The organism is Leisingera sp. ANG-S5, assembly GCF_000813925.1.
Taxonomy (GTDB): Bacteria; Pseudomonadota; Alphaproteobacteria; order Rhodobacterales; family Rhodobacteraceae; genus Leisingera.
On sequence record NZ_JWLH01000001.1, the window covers coordinates 89,534 to 102,853 of the forward strand.

At 65.4% G+C, this 13,320-nt stretch carries 14 protein-coding genes; 6 read left to right on the top strand and 8 right to left on the bottom strand.

What is annotated here, in order from left to right; genetic code table 11:
• Nucleotides 1-99 precede the first annotated feature (99 nt).
• Together RA25_RS00455 and RA25_RS00460 are read right to left on the bottom strand one after the other, a co-directional pair.
• Nucleotides 100-1,554 carry a cobyric acid synthase gene (locus RA25_RS00455; RefSeq protein WP_193747952.1) on the bottom strand — a complete coding sequence of 485 codons (1,455 nt, stop codon included), beginning with the start codon at nucleotides 1,552-1,554 and terminating at the stop codon, nucleotides 100-102.
• Between the two features lie 192 nt (nucleotides 1,555-1,746).
• Nucleotides 1,747-2,064 carry a DUF6280 family protein gene (locus RA25_RS00460; protein WP_008556013.1) on the bottom strand — a complete coding sequence of 106 codons (318 nt, stop codon included), beginning with the start codon at nucleotides 2,062-2,064 and terminating at the stop codon, nucleotides 1,747-1,749.
• A gap of 219 nt (nucleotides 2,065-2,283) precedes the next feature.
• On the opposite strand from RA25_RS00460, the gene efp reads away from it, so the two are divergent.
• Nucleotides 2,284-2,847, top strand: a complete 564-nt coding sequence (efp, locus tag RA25_RS00465; RefSeq protein WP_019296123.1) for an elongation factor P — start codon at nucleotides 2,284-2,286, stop codon at nucleotides 2,845-2,847.
• A 137-nt stretch (nucleotides 2,848-2,984) separates the two neighbouring features.
• On the opposite strand, the gene RA25_RS00470 is transcribed toward efp, so the two are convergent.
• The 3 genes from RA25_RS00470 to ygfZ are packed head-to-tail and all read right to left on the bottom strand — an operon-like array spanning nucleotide 2,985 to nucleotide 5,125.
• On the bottom strand, nucleotides 2,985-3,530 hold the full coding sequence (locus RA25_RS00470; RefSeq protein ID WP_039169393.1) for a hypothetical protein: 546 nt from the start codon (nucleotides 3,528-3,530) through the stop codon (nucleotides 2,985-2,987).
• Between the two features lie 60 nt (nucleotides 3,531-3,590).
• Entirely contained in the window at nucleotides 3,591-4,394 is an 804-nt protein-coding gene (locus RA25_RS00475) for a fructosamine kinase family protein (RefSeq protein ID WP_039169396.1), read from the bottom strand.
• The gene (gene ygfZ / locus RA25_RS00480; protein WP_039169401.1) at nucleotides 4,391-5,125 is read right to left on the bottom strand and encodes a CAF17-like 4Fe-4S cluster assembly/insertion protein YgfZ; all 735 of its coding nucleotides are present in this window, start codon (nucleotides 5,123-5,125) and stop codon (nucleotides 4,391-4,393) included. Before ygfZ ends, RA25_RS00475 begins: the two co-directional genes overlap by 4 nt.
• A 99-nt stretch (nucleotides 5,126-5,224) precedes the next feature.
• On the opposite strand from ygfZ, the gene RA25_RS00485 reads away from it, so the two are divergent.
• Nucleotides 5,225-5,905: a TIGR04283 family arsenosugar biosynthesis glycosyltransferase gene (locus tag RA25_RS00485; protein WP_039169406.1), complete on the top strand. Its 681-nt coding sequence runs from the start codon at nucleotides 5,225-5,227 to the stop codon at nucleotides 5,903-5,905.
• A gap of 69 nt (nucleotides 5,906-5,974) precedes the next feature.
• Here RA25_RS00485 and RA25_RS00490 read toward each other — a convergent pair whose 3' ends face one another.
• The gene (locus tag RA25_RS00490) at nucleotides 5,975-7,837 is read right to left on the bottom strand and encodes an ABC transporter ATP-binding protein (RefSeq protein ID WP_039169409.1); all 1,863 of its coding nucleotides are present in this window, start codon (nucleotides 7,835-7,837) and stop codon (nucleotides 5,975-5,977) included.
• 206 nt (nucleotides 7,838-8,043) lie between these two features.
• On the opposite strand from RA25_RS00490, the gene RA25_RS00495 reads away from it, so the two are divergent.
• A complete protein-coding gene (locus RA25_RS00495; RefSeq protein ID WP_082023011.1) occupies nucleotides 8,044-9,252 on the top strand; it encodes a pyridoxal-phosphate-dependent aminotransferase family protein in 1,209 nt (402 codons plus the stop codon).
• Between the two features lie 32 nt (nucleotides 9,253-9,284).
• On the opposite strand, the gene RA25_RS00500 is transcribed toward RA25_RS00495, so the two are convergent.
• Complete coding sequence (locus RA25_RS00500; RefSeq protein WP_039151328.1) at nucleotides 9,285-9,479, bottom strand: hypothetical protein; 195 nt, start codon at nucleotides 9,477-9,479, stop codon at nucleotides 9,285-9,287.
• Between the two features lie 89 nt (nucleotides 9,480-9,568).
• A complete protein-coding gene (locus RA25_RS00505; protein ID WP_039169413.1) occupies nucleotides 9,569-10,678 on the bottom strand; it encodes a pyridoxal phosphate-dependent aminotransferase in 1,110 nt (369 codons plus the stop codon).
• Between the two features lie 94 nt (nucleotides 10,679-10,772).
• Here RA25_RS00505 and RA25_RS00510 point away from each other — a divergent pair, with 94 nt between their 5' ends.
• The 3 genes from RA25_RS00510 to RA25_RS00520 all read left to right on the top strand — a co-directional run bounded on the left by RA25_RS00510 (nucleotide 10,773) and on the right by RA25_RS00520 (nucleotide 13,319).
• Nucleotides 10,773-11,837, top strand: coding sequence for an SMP-30/gluconolactonase/LRE family protein (locus RA25_RS00510; protein WP_039169415.1), 1,065 nt, complete (start codon nucleotides 10,773-10,775; stop codon nucleotides 11,835-11,837).
• Nucleotides 11,838-11,911: 74 nt separating this feature from the next.
• Nucleotides 11,912-12,697: a crotonase/enoyl-CoA hydratase family protein gene (locus tag RA25_RS00515; protein WP_039151320.1), complete on the top strand. Its 786-nt coding sequence runs from the start codon at nucleotides 11,912-11,914 to the stop codon at nucleotides 12,695-12,697.
• A gap of 424 nt (nucleotides 12,698-13,121) precedes the next feature.
• On the top strand, nucleotides 13,122-13,319 hold the full coding sequence (locus tag RA25_RS00520) for a hypothetical protein (RefSeq protein WP_019296134.1): 198 nt from the start codon (nucleotides 13,122-13,124) through the stop codon (nucleotides 13,317-13,319).
• Nucleotide 13,320 lies beyond the last annotated feature (1 nt).

A 13,320-nucleotide genomic window follows, 5' to 3' on the forward strand; every position in this document is an offset into this window, starting at 1 on the left:
GCAAGCTGGCAAGTCCTTGACGCAGAACCCTGACCGCCATTTCCCGGCATCAGCGAAGGCGACGGAGAAAGGGGACGGCAGCCAGCCCGGCGGCTGCGGTCAGGCCCGTACCTCCTGCGCCAGCTCCATCAGCTGATCCAGATCCATGTAGCGCTCCAGGTGATCGGCCAGCGCGTCCAGCACCTCCTCCACACCGTCCTCATATCCCGCCTGGCTTGCATGCCCCAGCGAAGCCAGCACGCTGGCGCGGAAGGCGTCCTCGGAAAACAGCCCATGCAGGTAGGAGCCCTTGACGCGCCCGTCGGCAGAGGCCGCGCCCTCGGCCCGCCCATCAATGCTGAGCCAGGCGCGGGCGCAGTCGGCGCCGGTGGTGCGGCCCATGTGAATCTCATAACCGCTCACAGGCAGGTTGCCGTCGCGGGTGACAGCTTCGGTCAGCGTTACGCGCTTTTCCCCCGCCATCACCGTGTGCACGTCCAGGAGGCCCAGACCGTCTACCTTGCCGGGCCGCCCGTCAACTCCTTCGGGATCGTCGATGGTCTTACCCAGCATCTGGTAGCCGCCGCACAGCCCCAGTACATGGCCGCCGCGCCGGTGATGCGCCAGGATGTCGATGTCCCAGCCCTGCGCCCGTAAATAGTTGAGATCGCCGATGGTCGATTTGCTGCCGGGCAGGATCACCAGGTCCGCATCGCCGGGCAGGGCGCGGCCCGGCGGCACGATCTCCACCGTCACCTCCGGCTCCGCCGCCAGCGGGTCCAGGTCGTCGAAATTCGCCATCCGCTCCAGCTGCGGCACCACCACCTTGCAGGCGCCGCCCTGGCGCGAAGCGATGTCCATCATGTCCTCGGCGGGCAGTTTCCAGGCATCCCAGAACCACGGCACCACGCCCAAGGACGGCCAGCCGGTGCGCGCGGCAATGTCGTCGCGGCCGCCGTCAAACAGGCTCAGGTCGCCGCGGAAGCGGTTCACCATGAAACCCACGACCCGCTCGAGGTCCTGAGGCTCCAGCACCGCATGGGTGCCAACAATTTGCGCAATCACCCCGCCGCGGTGAATGTCGCCGGCAATCACCACCGGCACCCCGGCGGCGCAGGCGAAGCCCATATTGGCAATGTCGTTCTTGCGCAGGTTGGTCTCGGCCGGGGAGCCTGCGCCCTCGATCAGCACCAGATCGGCATCCGCCGCCAGCCGGTGAAAGCTCTCCAGTGCCGCTTCCAGCAGGCCGGATTTGTCGCGCATGAACGATCCGGCTCCTTGGGTGCCGCGGCGCTTGCCCTGCACAATCACCTGCGCACCGGTATCGGTCTCCGGCTTCAACAGCACCGGATTCATATCGGTATGGGGCGGGCGTTTGGCGGCCCGCGCCTGCAGCGCCTGGGCGCGGCCGATCTCGCCGCCCTCAGGTGTCACCGCGGCGTTGTTCGACATGTTCTGCGGCTTGAACGGCGCCACCTTCAGCCCGCGCCGCACATAAGCGCGCGCCAGTCCCGCCACCAGCAGTGACTTGCCGACATTGCTGCCGGTGCCCTGGATCATGATTGCGCGTGCCATCAGCCGCTCCCTGCCTGCACCCCGTTGTTCAGGGGCCTGCATAGCAGGTTAGACGCCCCCGTCCATGGGGGCTGTGCCGCAAGCGTCCCGCGGCGGCTGCCGCGCGACAGGGTGACCCTGCGGAAACCCCGGCATGCAAAAAGAAAAACGCGCCCCTAAGGGCGCGCTTTTCAGCAATGCGCAGGGGAAGCCTTAAGCGGCTTCAGCCTGCGCAGCGTTGCGGCGTTCGCTTTCTTCACGCGACAAAGCAACCGAGGTCCGCACACCGCGGCCCACGAAGTCCATCAGGCCTTCCACAACCCGTTCGTTCGGGTCGATGCCGGCGCAGGACAGCACTTCGCGGCCATCGCGCGAGCGCGCCCAGCGGGCGATCTGTTCCGGGCCATTGCCGTATTTCTTGTCGTCGGCGATGGCATCATCCAGTGCGGCCAGGACAACGGCTGCAAACAGTTTGCGGGCGCGGTTGCCTTGCTCGTTATTATAAGCGGTGCCGTCTACGAAATCTCGCATCTCGTATCCCTTGTTGTTCTTGCTATTGCAATTTTCGGCGTAGCGCTGCTTATGACGGAAGTGTGACGATTCGGATAGAGCGCAGATGCATAGCTTTCATGCAATTTGCGCATATCTTATTCACAGATCTTCCATACCATATCCTTGTCTTGCCAGCGATCAGCCCGCCAGATATAGGGTCTTGCAAATTATCATCAACCATCTGAAAGGCATTTTCCCATGCCCAAGATCAACGGCAACGAAATCCGTCCCGGCAATGTGCTGGAACATAATGGCGGCCTTTGGGCAGCGGTGAAGGTCGACCACGTCAAACCCGGCAAGGGCGGCGCTTTTGCCCAGGTCGAGATGCGCAACCTGCGCAACGGCTCCAAGCTGAACGAACGTTTCCGTTCCGCGGACAAAGTGGAGCGTGTCCGCCTGGAGCAGAAAGACCAGCAGTTCCTCTATGAGAGCGACGGCATGCTGGTGTTCATGGACGCCGAAACCTATGAGCAGATCGAACTGCCTGCGGAGCTGCTGGGCGACCGCCGCCCATTCCTGCAGGATGGCATGACCATTGTGGTGGAATTCTACGAAGCCGAGGCGCTGAACGCGACCGTGCCGCAGAAAGTCACCTGCAAGATCGTCGAGACTGAGCCGGTCGTCAAAGGCCAGACCGCGGCAAACTCCTTCAAGCCCGCGATCCTGGACAATGGCGTCAAAGTCATGGTGCCGCCGTTTGTCGGCCAGGATGAGATGATCGTGGTGAACACAGAGACCATGGAATATTCCGAGCGCGCCTGAACCGGGACGCCTTCGGAAAAACGGAAAAGCCGCCCTCCCTCGGGGGCGGCTTTTTCTGTGTCTGCGCAGCGCCCAAGACTTTTCTGAAAAGTCTTGGCAAAAGTTTTCAAAAACTTTTGCACCAGCCGCCGGGCGGATCACCCCGCAGGCAGCGCCAGGCTGAAGCCGCATTCATCCATCATTTTGCCATAGGCCGCGGTGAACCCGCTGAGCGAGGCCTCGTAGAACATGTCGTTGCCGGCCCAGATCTCCACCCAGCTGCCCTGTTTCATGGCTTGCAGCATCACCAGATGGTCCTGGAACCGCAGCGCGCTTTCGGCTTCGGCCAGGCCTTCCTCATTGATCCAGGAATTGATCCCGGCAGAGAGGGAGAAACTGCGGTCGAAGTCAAAGAGGAAATCCACCGTGCCGCCCTGCTGCATCAGCGTCGGGTAATGACGCGGCGCGTATTCCTGCACCTTGGCCATCGGGTAGACATCCGGCGGGCCCGCATCGCCGGAAAACACCTCCAGCGCCAGCAGCGGATCGCCATCGCCGCCGGTCCAGGCGCGGCAGGTCAGATAGCTATCCTGCTCCGTCTCATGCGGTTCCGTGGCGACATGCCAGTCCTTGTAACTCCAGTAGTCCGCCCAAGCAGGGGAGGCCGCCAGCACGGCGGCGCAGGCTGCAAACATCAGACGCATCAATTACCCTTTCAGCAAATCCTGCGGCGACCCTAACGCAATCAGATGAACAGAGGCTTTTCAGAAACTCAGTGCCTCCAGCCGAGCCTCGACCATGTTTCGGTAGCCGCTGCCGAACAGCCGCAGATGCACCAGCGCAGGCCACAGCTGATAGATGGCACGGCGGGCCTCAAATCCCGGTTCCAGTGCGCCATAAGCGTCGTGAAAAACTGCAGGCGGCGCGCCGAACAGATTTAGCATCGCCAGATCCACCTCAGCATCGCCGTAATAGCACGCCGGGTCGATCAGATAGGCCTGGGGGGCGCTGAACAGTACATTGCCGCTCCACAGATCGCCATGCAGCAGCGCGGCAGGCGGCGTGTCGGGCAGCAGCTCCGGCAGCCGGGCACACAGCGCTTCAATGCGTGGCCGCAGGTCACGGGGCAGGGCGTCCGGGGCAGCCAGCAAGCGGCGGCTGGTCCAGAACTCCACCCAGTCCGCCAGCGGCGCGTTCGGAATCGCCACCGGACCAAAGGCATAGTCTTCCGCCCAGCCGTAGCGCGGCCCGGTTGCAGAATGCAGCTGCCGCAGGGATTGCCCCAACGCCTGCCAGCCATTTGAAGTGGCCCCGGTTTCCTCCAGCGCTTCCATCAGCAGCGCTTGACCGGCAACGCCCAGCACCTCCGGCGCAGGCGCGCCCGCGTCCCGGATCGCGCGCAGCATCGCCGCCTCCGCCGCCACCAAAGGCCCGGTCTTGGCCACCACACGGCGGCCATCTGACAGCTCCAGAAGCTGCACTTCCGACAAATCGCCGCCATGCAGCGGGCGGGCGCGCAAAACCTCCGCGCCCAGCAGGGAGAGAACCGTATCGTTCAGCCCGCTCACGCCTGCCAGGTGACGCGGGCGTCCCCCGCCTGCATCTCCCCCTTGGCGCGGTCGAACCGCAGATAGGCAATGCCCTTGCCGCCCGACTGGGTGAACAGCGTGCCTACCGGTTTGCCGTCCGCGGTGATCTCTGTCCCTACTGGGGCCGCGCCCGCGACTTCGACCCTGCGCAACCCCTTGCGCAGCTCGGTCTTGTGCTTCATCCGCGCCGTCACCTCCTGGCCGACATAGCAGCCCTTGCGGAAATCAACGCCCTTCAGCGCCTCAAAACCCGCCTCCAGGATATAGCTCTCCGGCCCCAGCTCCACGCCGCTTTCGGGAATGCAATGCGCCACCCGGATCGCGTCCCAGTCGCTGCCATCGTCGCCGCCTTCAGCGCCATACAGCCGCCAGCCCAGATCCGCGTGGCGCGGGTCCATCAGCGCGCCTTCGGGGGCCGCGCCAGTGCCGCGCTTCACCTGCAAGCCGGTCATCTCCACCTGCACATCGGCGCGCAGCCGGTACATGTTCAGCCGCTTCATCAGCCCCTCGGTCAGCGAGGCCTCCACGTCCAGCAGCACCGCATCGCCGTCTGCGGCCAGAAAGAAATCCGCCAGGTATTTTCCCTGCGGCGTCAGCAGCGCGGCATAGACCAGCCCGCTGTCCAGATGGTCCACATTATTGGTCACCAGCCCCTGCAAGAAGCTCTTGGCGTCAGCGCCAGTCAGGCGCAGGATGCGGCGGTCGCTCATTTGTGTCTCCGGGTTGCTGCCAACGGCGTTTCACTGCTTGGCCCAGTGATATAGGAAGCAGGGCGGAAGAAAACAGCAAATCCGCTTCAAGGAGTACCCATGCCCGCGCCGGTTAGCATCGTCATTCCCACTTTGAACGCTGAAGGAGAGCTGCCCGCCGCGCTGGAGCATCTGATGGAGGGGCTGGCGGCCGGGCTTATCCGGGAGCTGGTGGTCAGCGATGGCGGTTCAACGGATGCGACCCGCGCCATTGCCGAAGCGTCCGGAGCCGAATGGATCACCGGCACGTCCTCCCGCGGCGGCCAGCTGCGGCGCGGCTGCGCGGCTGCACAGGGGGAGTGGCTCTTGGTGCTGCACGCCGACACCCATCTGGAAGCCGGCTGGGCCGCATCGGTGGCGCAGCACCTGGCAGAGGGGCAGGGCCGCCCCGCCTGTTTCCGCCTGCGGTTCCGGGCGCGCGGGGCAATGCCCGCCTGGGTCGCCGGCTGGGCCAATCTGCGCACGCGCCTGTTCGGGCTGCCTTACGGTGATCAGGGGCTGCTGATTGCCCGCACGGATTACGAGTCTGCGGGCGGCTACCCGGATCAGGTGCTGATGGAGGACGTGGCGCTGGCGCGCCGTCTCAAAGGGATCACTGTCCTGCCAAGCGCGGCGCTCACCAGCGCCGTGCGCTACCAGCGTGCAGGCTGGCTGCGGCGCGGCGCGCGCAACCTGTGGACGCTGGCACGGTATTTTTTTGGTGTAAAGCCGGAAAGGTTGGCACGGTCCTACAGCAAATAGACTGCACGGTCCGCGCGGCCATCAGGCCGGGCCGCGCCTGACCATCGTCCGGGAAGGCGCGCGCTGGCCTCAGCCAAACACCTTCTTGGCAAAGCGCCGGAACCAGCGTTCCCGGCCGCGCCGGGCGCCGCCGGGAACCTGCTCTGCCTGGGCGGCAATGCCTGCGGTGTCCACCACCGTCTTGCCGTCCTGAAACTGAAGGCGGTAGAGGTCGGCATAGATGCCGCCGCGGGCCAGCAGCTCGTCATGGCTGCCCTGGTCCACCACCCGGCCGCGGTCCATCACCACGATCTTGTCGGCATTGCGGATGGTCGACAGACGGTGCGCGATCACCAGCGTGGTGCGCCCGCCCGACAGCTTGTCCAGCGCCTTCTGCACAACCTTCTCAGACTGCGCATCCAGCGCCGAGGTCGCCTCGTCCAGCAAGAGCACCGGCGTGTTGCGCAGCAGGGCGCGCGCAATCACCACCCGCTGCCGCTGGCCGCCCGACAGGGCTGAGCCGCGCGGGCCGACCCGTGTCTCCAGCCCATGCTCCAGCTTGGGCAGGAAATCCGCCACATGCGAAGCCTCCAGCGCCGCCTGCAATTCCTCATCGCTGACGTCCGTGCGGCCCAGCACGATGTTCTCGCGCAGGGTCTCGTCAAACAGCATCGCATCCTGGGTGACGACCGAAAACAGCCCGCGCAGATCGGCAGTGTTCAGATCGGTGACCTCAACCCCGCCCACGGCGACAGAGCCCGCCTGCGGGTCCACCATCCGGGTGAGCAGGTTGAAGATCGTCGATTTGCCGGCACCCGAGGCACCCACCAGTGCCGTGGTCCTGCCGGCCTCGGCCTCCAGGTTCAGCCCGTGCAGGATATTCGCTTCGCCATAGCTCAGGTCCACCGCCTCCAGCTTGATCCCGGGCAGCCCTTCCGGCGCCGGCTTCGGGCTTGCAGGCTCGCCCAGCAGGATCGGCGCATCCAGCAGCTCCTTGATCCGCTCCAGGGCTGCGGCCGCGCTCTGCCAGACGCCGGAGATATTGGCCAGCCGCCGCATCGGTTCAAACGACAGCCCGATCGAGGTGAAGAAGCTCATGAACTGGCCGACGGTCTTTTCGCCGGCGATAATCTCATTGCCGCCATAAAGCAGCACCGCCATGAAGCCGACACCGGCCATGATGTCGGTCATCCCCGAAATCGAGGAGGTGCCAAAGGCCGCCTTCACCTCCGAGCGGACAAATTCATCCTGCCGCTCGCCAAAGCGGCGGGTCTGATACTCCTCCAGCCGGTTCAGCTTGACCGGCACGATGCCGTGGAAAATCTCGTCCAGCCTTGTCGCCAGATCGGCGCCCAGATCGCGGGCGCGCGACGCCTTCTTGCGCACATAGCGCTGGATGGTGGAAATCGGCAGCAACAGCACCGGCACCCCGATCAGCAGGATCAGCGTCCAGCGCCAGTCGATGCTGAAGGCCACGCCCAGCACCGCCACCAGCGCCACAAGATCGCGGCCCGCGCCGGTGATCACCGCCTGCCAGACCGAATTGATCGCGCCCACGTCACTTTGCACCCGCTGCAGCAGCAGCCCCGGCGGGTGCTGCTGGTGAAACGCCGGGTCCTGGCGGATCAGCCGCGCCAGCATGTCCTTGCGCAGATGCGCGGCAGAGGTCTGCGACACCTTGCTCAGCAGCACCTTCTGGGTGACGCTGGAGATCCCGCGCAGGGTGAAGATCGCCAGAAACGCCAGGCTGACCCAGACCAGCGCGGTGGAGTTGCCAGCCACGAACACCAGGTCGAACATCGGCTGCATCATGTAGCCAAGCGCGCCCATGGTGGCGCCCTCGATCAGCATGAAAATCACCGCGATGCCCAGAAGACCGATGTAATGGCGCAGGTATCCGCGCCACAGCCAGCCGAACAGCTCCTTGGAGGATTTATGCGGTTTCCGGCTCATGTCAGCGCTTCCCGGCGGGAAATTCGTGTCATTGCGGGCCTTTCCCTGTCGTTCCTGCGCCATTTAAGCAGGTGGGAAGCAGGGCGCAAGCACTTCGCCGTGACCCTGCGTCCGCGGCAATTGACGCCGGCAGCGGTCCGGCTACTGTGCCGGCATGGATCAACCGCGGCGGCCCCCGGGGCGCGCGCTGTCAGGGAACATCAGGGATGAGCGGACCAGTGAACGTATCGGCAGGGCGGCAGTACCGGGCCATTCCGGGGCCTTCGGTGGTGCCGGACCAGGTGCTGCAGGCGATGCACCGCGCCTCGCCCAACATCTACGCGGGCGAACTGGTGGAGATGACCGCTGGCCTGATCCCGGACCTGCGCCGGGTCGCGCGCACCCAGCATCACGCCGCCATCTATATCGCCAACGGCCACGGCGCCTGGGAGGCGGCCCTGCAGAACACCCTGCAGCCGGGCGATCTGGTGCTGGTGCCCTCCTCGGGCCGCTTTGCCGTCGGCTGGTCGGAAATGGCGGACAGTTTGGGGATCGAAACCCAGGTGCTCGATTTCGGCACCCGTGCCCCCTGGGACATGGCCCGCATTGGTGAGGTGCTGGCTGCTGACACGGACCACCGGATCAAGGCGGTGCTGGGCGTGCATGTGGACACCTCGAGCTCCATCCGCAACGACATACCGGGCCTGCGCCAACTGCTGGATGAGGCAGGCCATCCGGCGCTCCTGATGGCCGACTGCATCGCCTCACTGGGGTGCGAGCGGTTCGAGATGGACGCCTGGGGCGTCGACGTCATGGTCACCGCCAGCCAGAAGGGGCTGATGATGCCGCCAGGTATCAGCTTCGTGTTCTTCAACGACAAAGCTGCCGCGGCGCGGGCGGCGCTGCCGCGGATCAGCCGCTACTGGGACTGGGCGCCGCGTGCCAACCCGGAGGAGTTCTACCAGTACTTCGGCGGCACCGCGCCCACCCATCACCTCTACGGCCTGCGCGCTGCGCTGGACATGATCCACGGCGAAGGGCTTGATAATGTGTGGAAACGCCATGCTCATCTGGCCCAAACCATCTGGGCCGCCTGTGAGGCCTGGGGCGCAGTGGGCCCGCTGCGGATGAATGTGGCGGACCGCGCCTTGCGCTCCCATGCGGTCACCGCGCTGCACATCGGCGCGCCGGACGGCACCCGCCTGCGCGACTGGGTGGAGCAGAACCTGGGGCTGACCCTGGGCATCGGCCTTGGCATGGCCGCGCCCAAAAGCCCGGAATGGCACGGGTTTTTCCGGCTTGGCCACATGGGGCATGTGAACGGACAGATGGTGATGGGTCTTCTGGGCGGCATTCAAACCGGCCTCACCGCGCTGGATATCCCGCACGGAACAGGCGCGCTGGAGGCAGCTTCACGGGTACTGGCGGGCCGCTGACGGCCCGGCATCCGCAGCTGGCGGGGCGGGGTCTAAGCCCGCTGTGAATTCAGCCTGATGTCCAGCCTTGTGATGAAATGGTTGATAAGCACGGCCAGCACCAGCACCGGCACCAGACCGTACATCACCCAGACCACAAAGAAGATCCACATCAGGTTGATGCCGGCAAACATGATTGCGGCGGTAAAGAAATCCGGCATGGAGTCCGGCAGTTCAGGGTCACGCATGACAATTCTCCCGGTTATACCTGTTATGGTAGCCCGGCAGGGATGAATGTCCGGTAAAACTGCCGCGATCAGCGAGCTGCCGGCAGGAATCAGCCACCCCGCGCGGCGGCCAGCGCGCTAGGCAACGCTGCGGCAAAGGCCTCCAGCTCCGCCTCCGGCCCGCAGCTCACCCTTATGCAGCGGTTCTGCGGTTCGGCAAAGGGCATCCGCACAAAGATCCCCTGATCCACCAGCCCGTCCAGCACCGCCTTTGCAAACGCCCCGTCCTGGCCGCAGTCGATGGCCACGAAATTGGTGGCGGAGGGCAGGGCGGCCAGCCCGTTCTCTGCCGCGATCTCTGCAATCCGCACCCGCGCAGCTTCAACCTGCGCCAGCACCTCAGCCAGCCAGTCCTGATCCTGCAGCGCCGCCAGCGCCCCAGCCTGCGCCGCCCGGTTCATGCCGAAATGATTGCGCACCTTGTTGAAGGCGGCGATCAAATCCGGGTGGCCAATCGCATAACCCACCCGCGCGCCTGCCATCGCATAGGCCTTGGAAAATGTCCGCATCCGGATCACCCGCACATCATCGGCGCTCACTGGCGCCGCGGTGCCCTCCGGCGCGCATTCCACATAGGCCTCGTCCAGCAGCAGCAGGCAGCCTGCGGGCAGATGGTCCAGCGCCGCCGCAATATCAGCGCCCTTGTGCCAGCTGCCCATCGGGTTGTCCGGATTGGCCAGATAGACGATCTTGGCATCCACCTCCGCCGCCTTGGCAAACAGCGCCTCAAAATCCTCGCGGTCGTCCCTGTAGGGCACCGTGTGGATCACCCCGCCAAAGCCCGCGACATGGTAGTTGAAGGTCGGATAGGCCCCCAGCGAGGTCACCACCGCATCGCCTGCGCCCACCAGCAGCCGCACCAGATAACCCAGCAGCCCGTCAATGCCTTCGCCGACGATAATATGTGCCGGGCTCACCCCGTGATGCGCCGCCAAGGCGCGGCGCAGATCAAAGTTCTCTGCATCGCCGTATTTCCAGATCTCCGCCGCGGCCTGCGCCATCGCCTCCACCGCCCGGGGCGAGGGGCCAAAGATATTCTCATTCGCCCCCAGCCGCGCGGCAAACGGCGCGCCGCGCTCGCGTTCATGTGTTTCAGGCCCGACAAAGGGCACGGTGGCGGGCAGGGAGAGCGCAAGCGGGGTGTATCGGGGACCAGTCATGGGCGCAGATAAGCGCAAGCATGGTCCCCGGGCAAGGCTTGCGTCACCATCCCGCCCGGCGCAGTCTGCCCGCGGATTTCAAAGGGATTCTTTCATGCGCATTGCCCTGGCCCTGCTGGCCGCCGCCCTCGGCTACCTCCTGTTCTGGCCGGTGCCGGTCGATCCCATCGCCTATGACCCGCCCGCAACGCCGGGCTTCACCGGCGATTACGCCGGAAACAATGCGCTGGACGCAGCCGCGCTGATCCAGCTGCCAGATGGCGAATTGGGGCCGGAGGACATCGCCCAAACCCCCGACGGCGCTATCTACACAACCAGCCTCGCGGGCAACCTCTACCGCATCGACGGCGCGGAACCGGTGCTGGCGGACAAACTCGGCGGCCGCCCGCTGGGCCTCAAGGCCGGCCCCGACGGCGCGCTCTACATCGCCGACAGTTTCCGCGGCATCCTGCGCTGGTCCGGCCCCGGCACGCTGGAGGTTGTGGCGGACAGCGTCGATGGCGCCCCGATCATCTATGCTAACCAGCTCGACGTGGCGCAGGACGGCACCATCTATTTCTCCAACTCCTCGGACCGCTTCGACCCCGAAACAATGGGCGGCACCAAGCCGACCTCGATCCTGACGATCTGGGAGCAGTCAAACACCGGCTATGTGGCCCGCATCAACCCCGATGGCAGTGCTGAGAAGATCGCCACCGGCTTCGTCTACACCAATGGCATCGCCCTTTCGCCGGACGAAGACTTCCTCCTGATCAACGAAACCGGCCGCGCCCGTGTCCACCGGCTCTGGCTCAAAGGACCGCGCGCAGGCGAGCAGGAGGTGTTCCTCGACAACCTCCCCGGCTACCCCGACAATCTGGAGGCGCAGGGCGACGGCACCTATTGGCTCGCCTTCGCCAGCCCGCGGGTGCCGTCAGAGAAACTGATGCCGTACCCCTTCCTGCGCAAGGTGATCTGGCGCCTCGGCCCGCTGGTGCGCCCGGCGCCGATCCACCGCGGCATGCTGGTGCAGCTGGACGGCCAGGGCAACGTGCTGCGCAGCCTGCAGGACCCGGACGGCCGCCTCGGCGTCACCACCGGCGGCAGGGTGGTGGGCGGTCAGCTCTACGTCATGACCCTCGACTCGCCGTTCTTCGCCCGGATGCCGCTGCAGCCCTGACCTCAGGTAGGGCTGGCATGTCCGCCGGTTCCGGGGCAGGCTGCAGGCAAACCGGATACCAGGGGGGAGCAGCCATGAAAAAAGTCACCACAGGCTACAAGGACCACATCGCCTATGTCACGCTTGCCCGCGCGGACAAGCACAACGCGCTGGATGAGGAGATGATCGACTTGATCATCGCCGCAGGCCAGGAGGTGGCACAATCGGACGCCCGCGCGGTGGTGCTTTCGGGTGCGGGCAAGAGCTTCTGCGCAGGCCTCGACATGGCGGCGCTGGCCAGCTTTGCGCAGCGCGACCTCAGCAGCCTGATCATGGAGCGCACCCATGAGGACGCCAACGCCTTTCAGGAGGTGGCGATGGTCTGGCGCCGGGTGCCGGTGCCAGTGATCGCCGCGATCCACGGCGCCTGTTTCGGCGGCGGCCTGCAGATCGCGCTGGGCGCCGACATCCGCATCGCCCACCCGGAGGCGCAGCTGTCGGTGATGGAGATGAAATGGGGCCTGATTCCCGACATGGGCGGTATGGCGCTCTTGCCGCGGCTGCTGCGCTCCGACGTGCTGCGCCGCCTCACCTGGACGGCGGAAAAGGTGGAGGGCCCGCAGGCGCTGGACTGGGGGCTGGTCACCGAACTGGCCGGCAGCCCGCTCAGCCGCGCCAATGAACTGGCCAAGGAAATCGCCGGCAAAAGCCCCTCCGCCGTGCGCGCCGCCAAACGCCTTATTGCCTATGCTGAGTCCGGTGCCTCCCAGGCCGAAGTGCTGCTGCGCGAAAGTGCCGAACAGCTGGATCTTATCGGCAAGCCCGACCAGATCGAGGCGGTCGCCGCCCAGCTGCAAAAACGCCCGCCGGAGTTCAGCTGAACCGCTCCAGCCCGGCTTCTTTCTGGTCACAAATACCCATACCCCGGCCCCCGCCAAGCGGTGCCGCCGCCGGGGTGCGGGCCTGCCGCGGGAAAAGGCGTTTACGCTCCGGTAACCTCTTTGGATTCTGCAACAGCGGAATTTCGCCAAATTGTACGGAACCGCGTCCGGACAAGCGGGAAACCGCCGCCCGCCGGCGGGAAAATGCCGCGTAAAACCAGCGCCAATTCCCGTTAACGTTTTGGCAACACCTGGGGGCGAATTCTGCCTTCAGCAGGGCGCGAAGACGGCCAATCCAGCATCTGGAGATCTGCTGACCGGCAGCCCGGCGGGGGTGCCGGGTGGCCGCTTGCACCCTGGGAAACTGCAATAGAACCGGCGGCGGTCAGGGCCCGCAGCCGGACTTCAGAAAGGAGTGAGGCTGATGCAACTGGTTCAGAAGAAATGGTTTATTCTGTTTGAAAGCGGCGGCCTGCTGTCCCGGACCGGGGACCGGATTACCTATTTCTACGACGAAGCGCTGAGCTTCGGAGACCGCGAGGAGGCGCAGCGCTACCTGGCAGTGAACGAGAACAAGGTCAGCTATACGGGGCTGCGCCCCTCGCTGACCCAAGCGGCGTGAG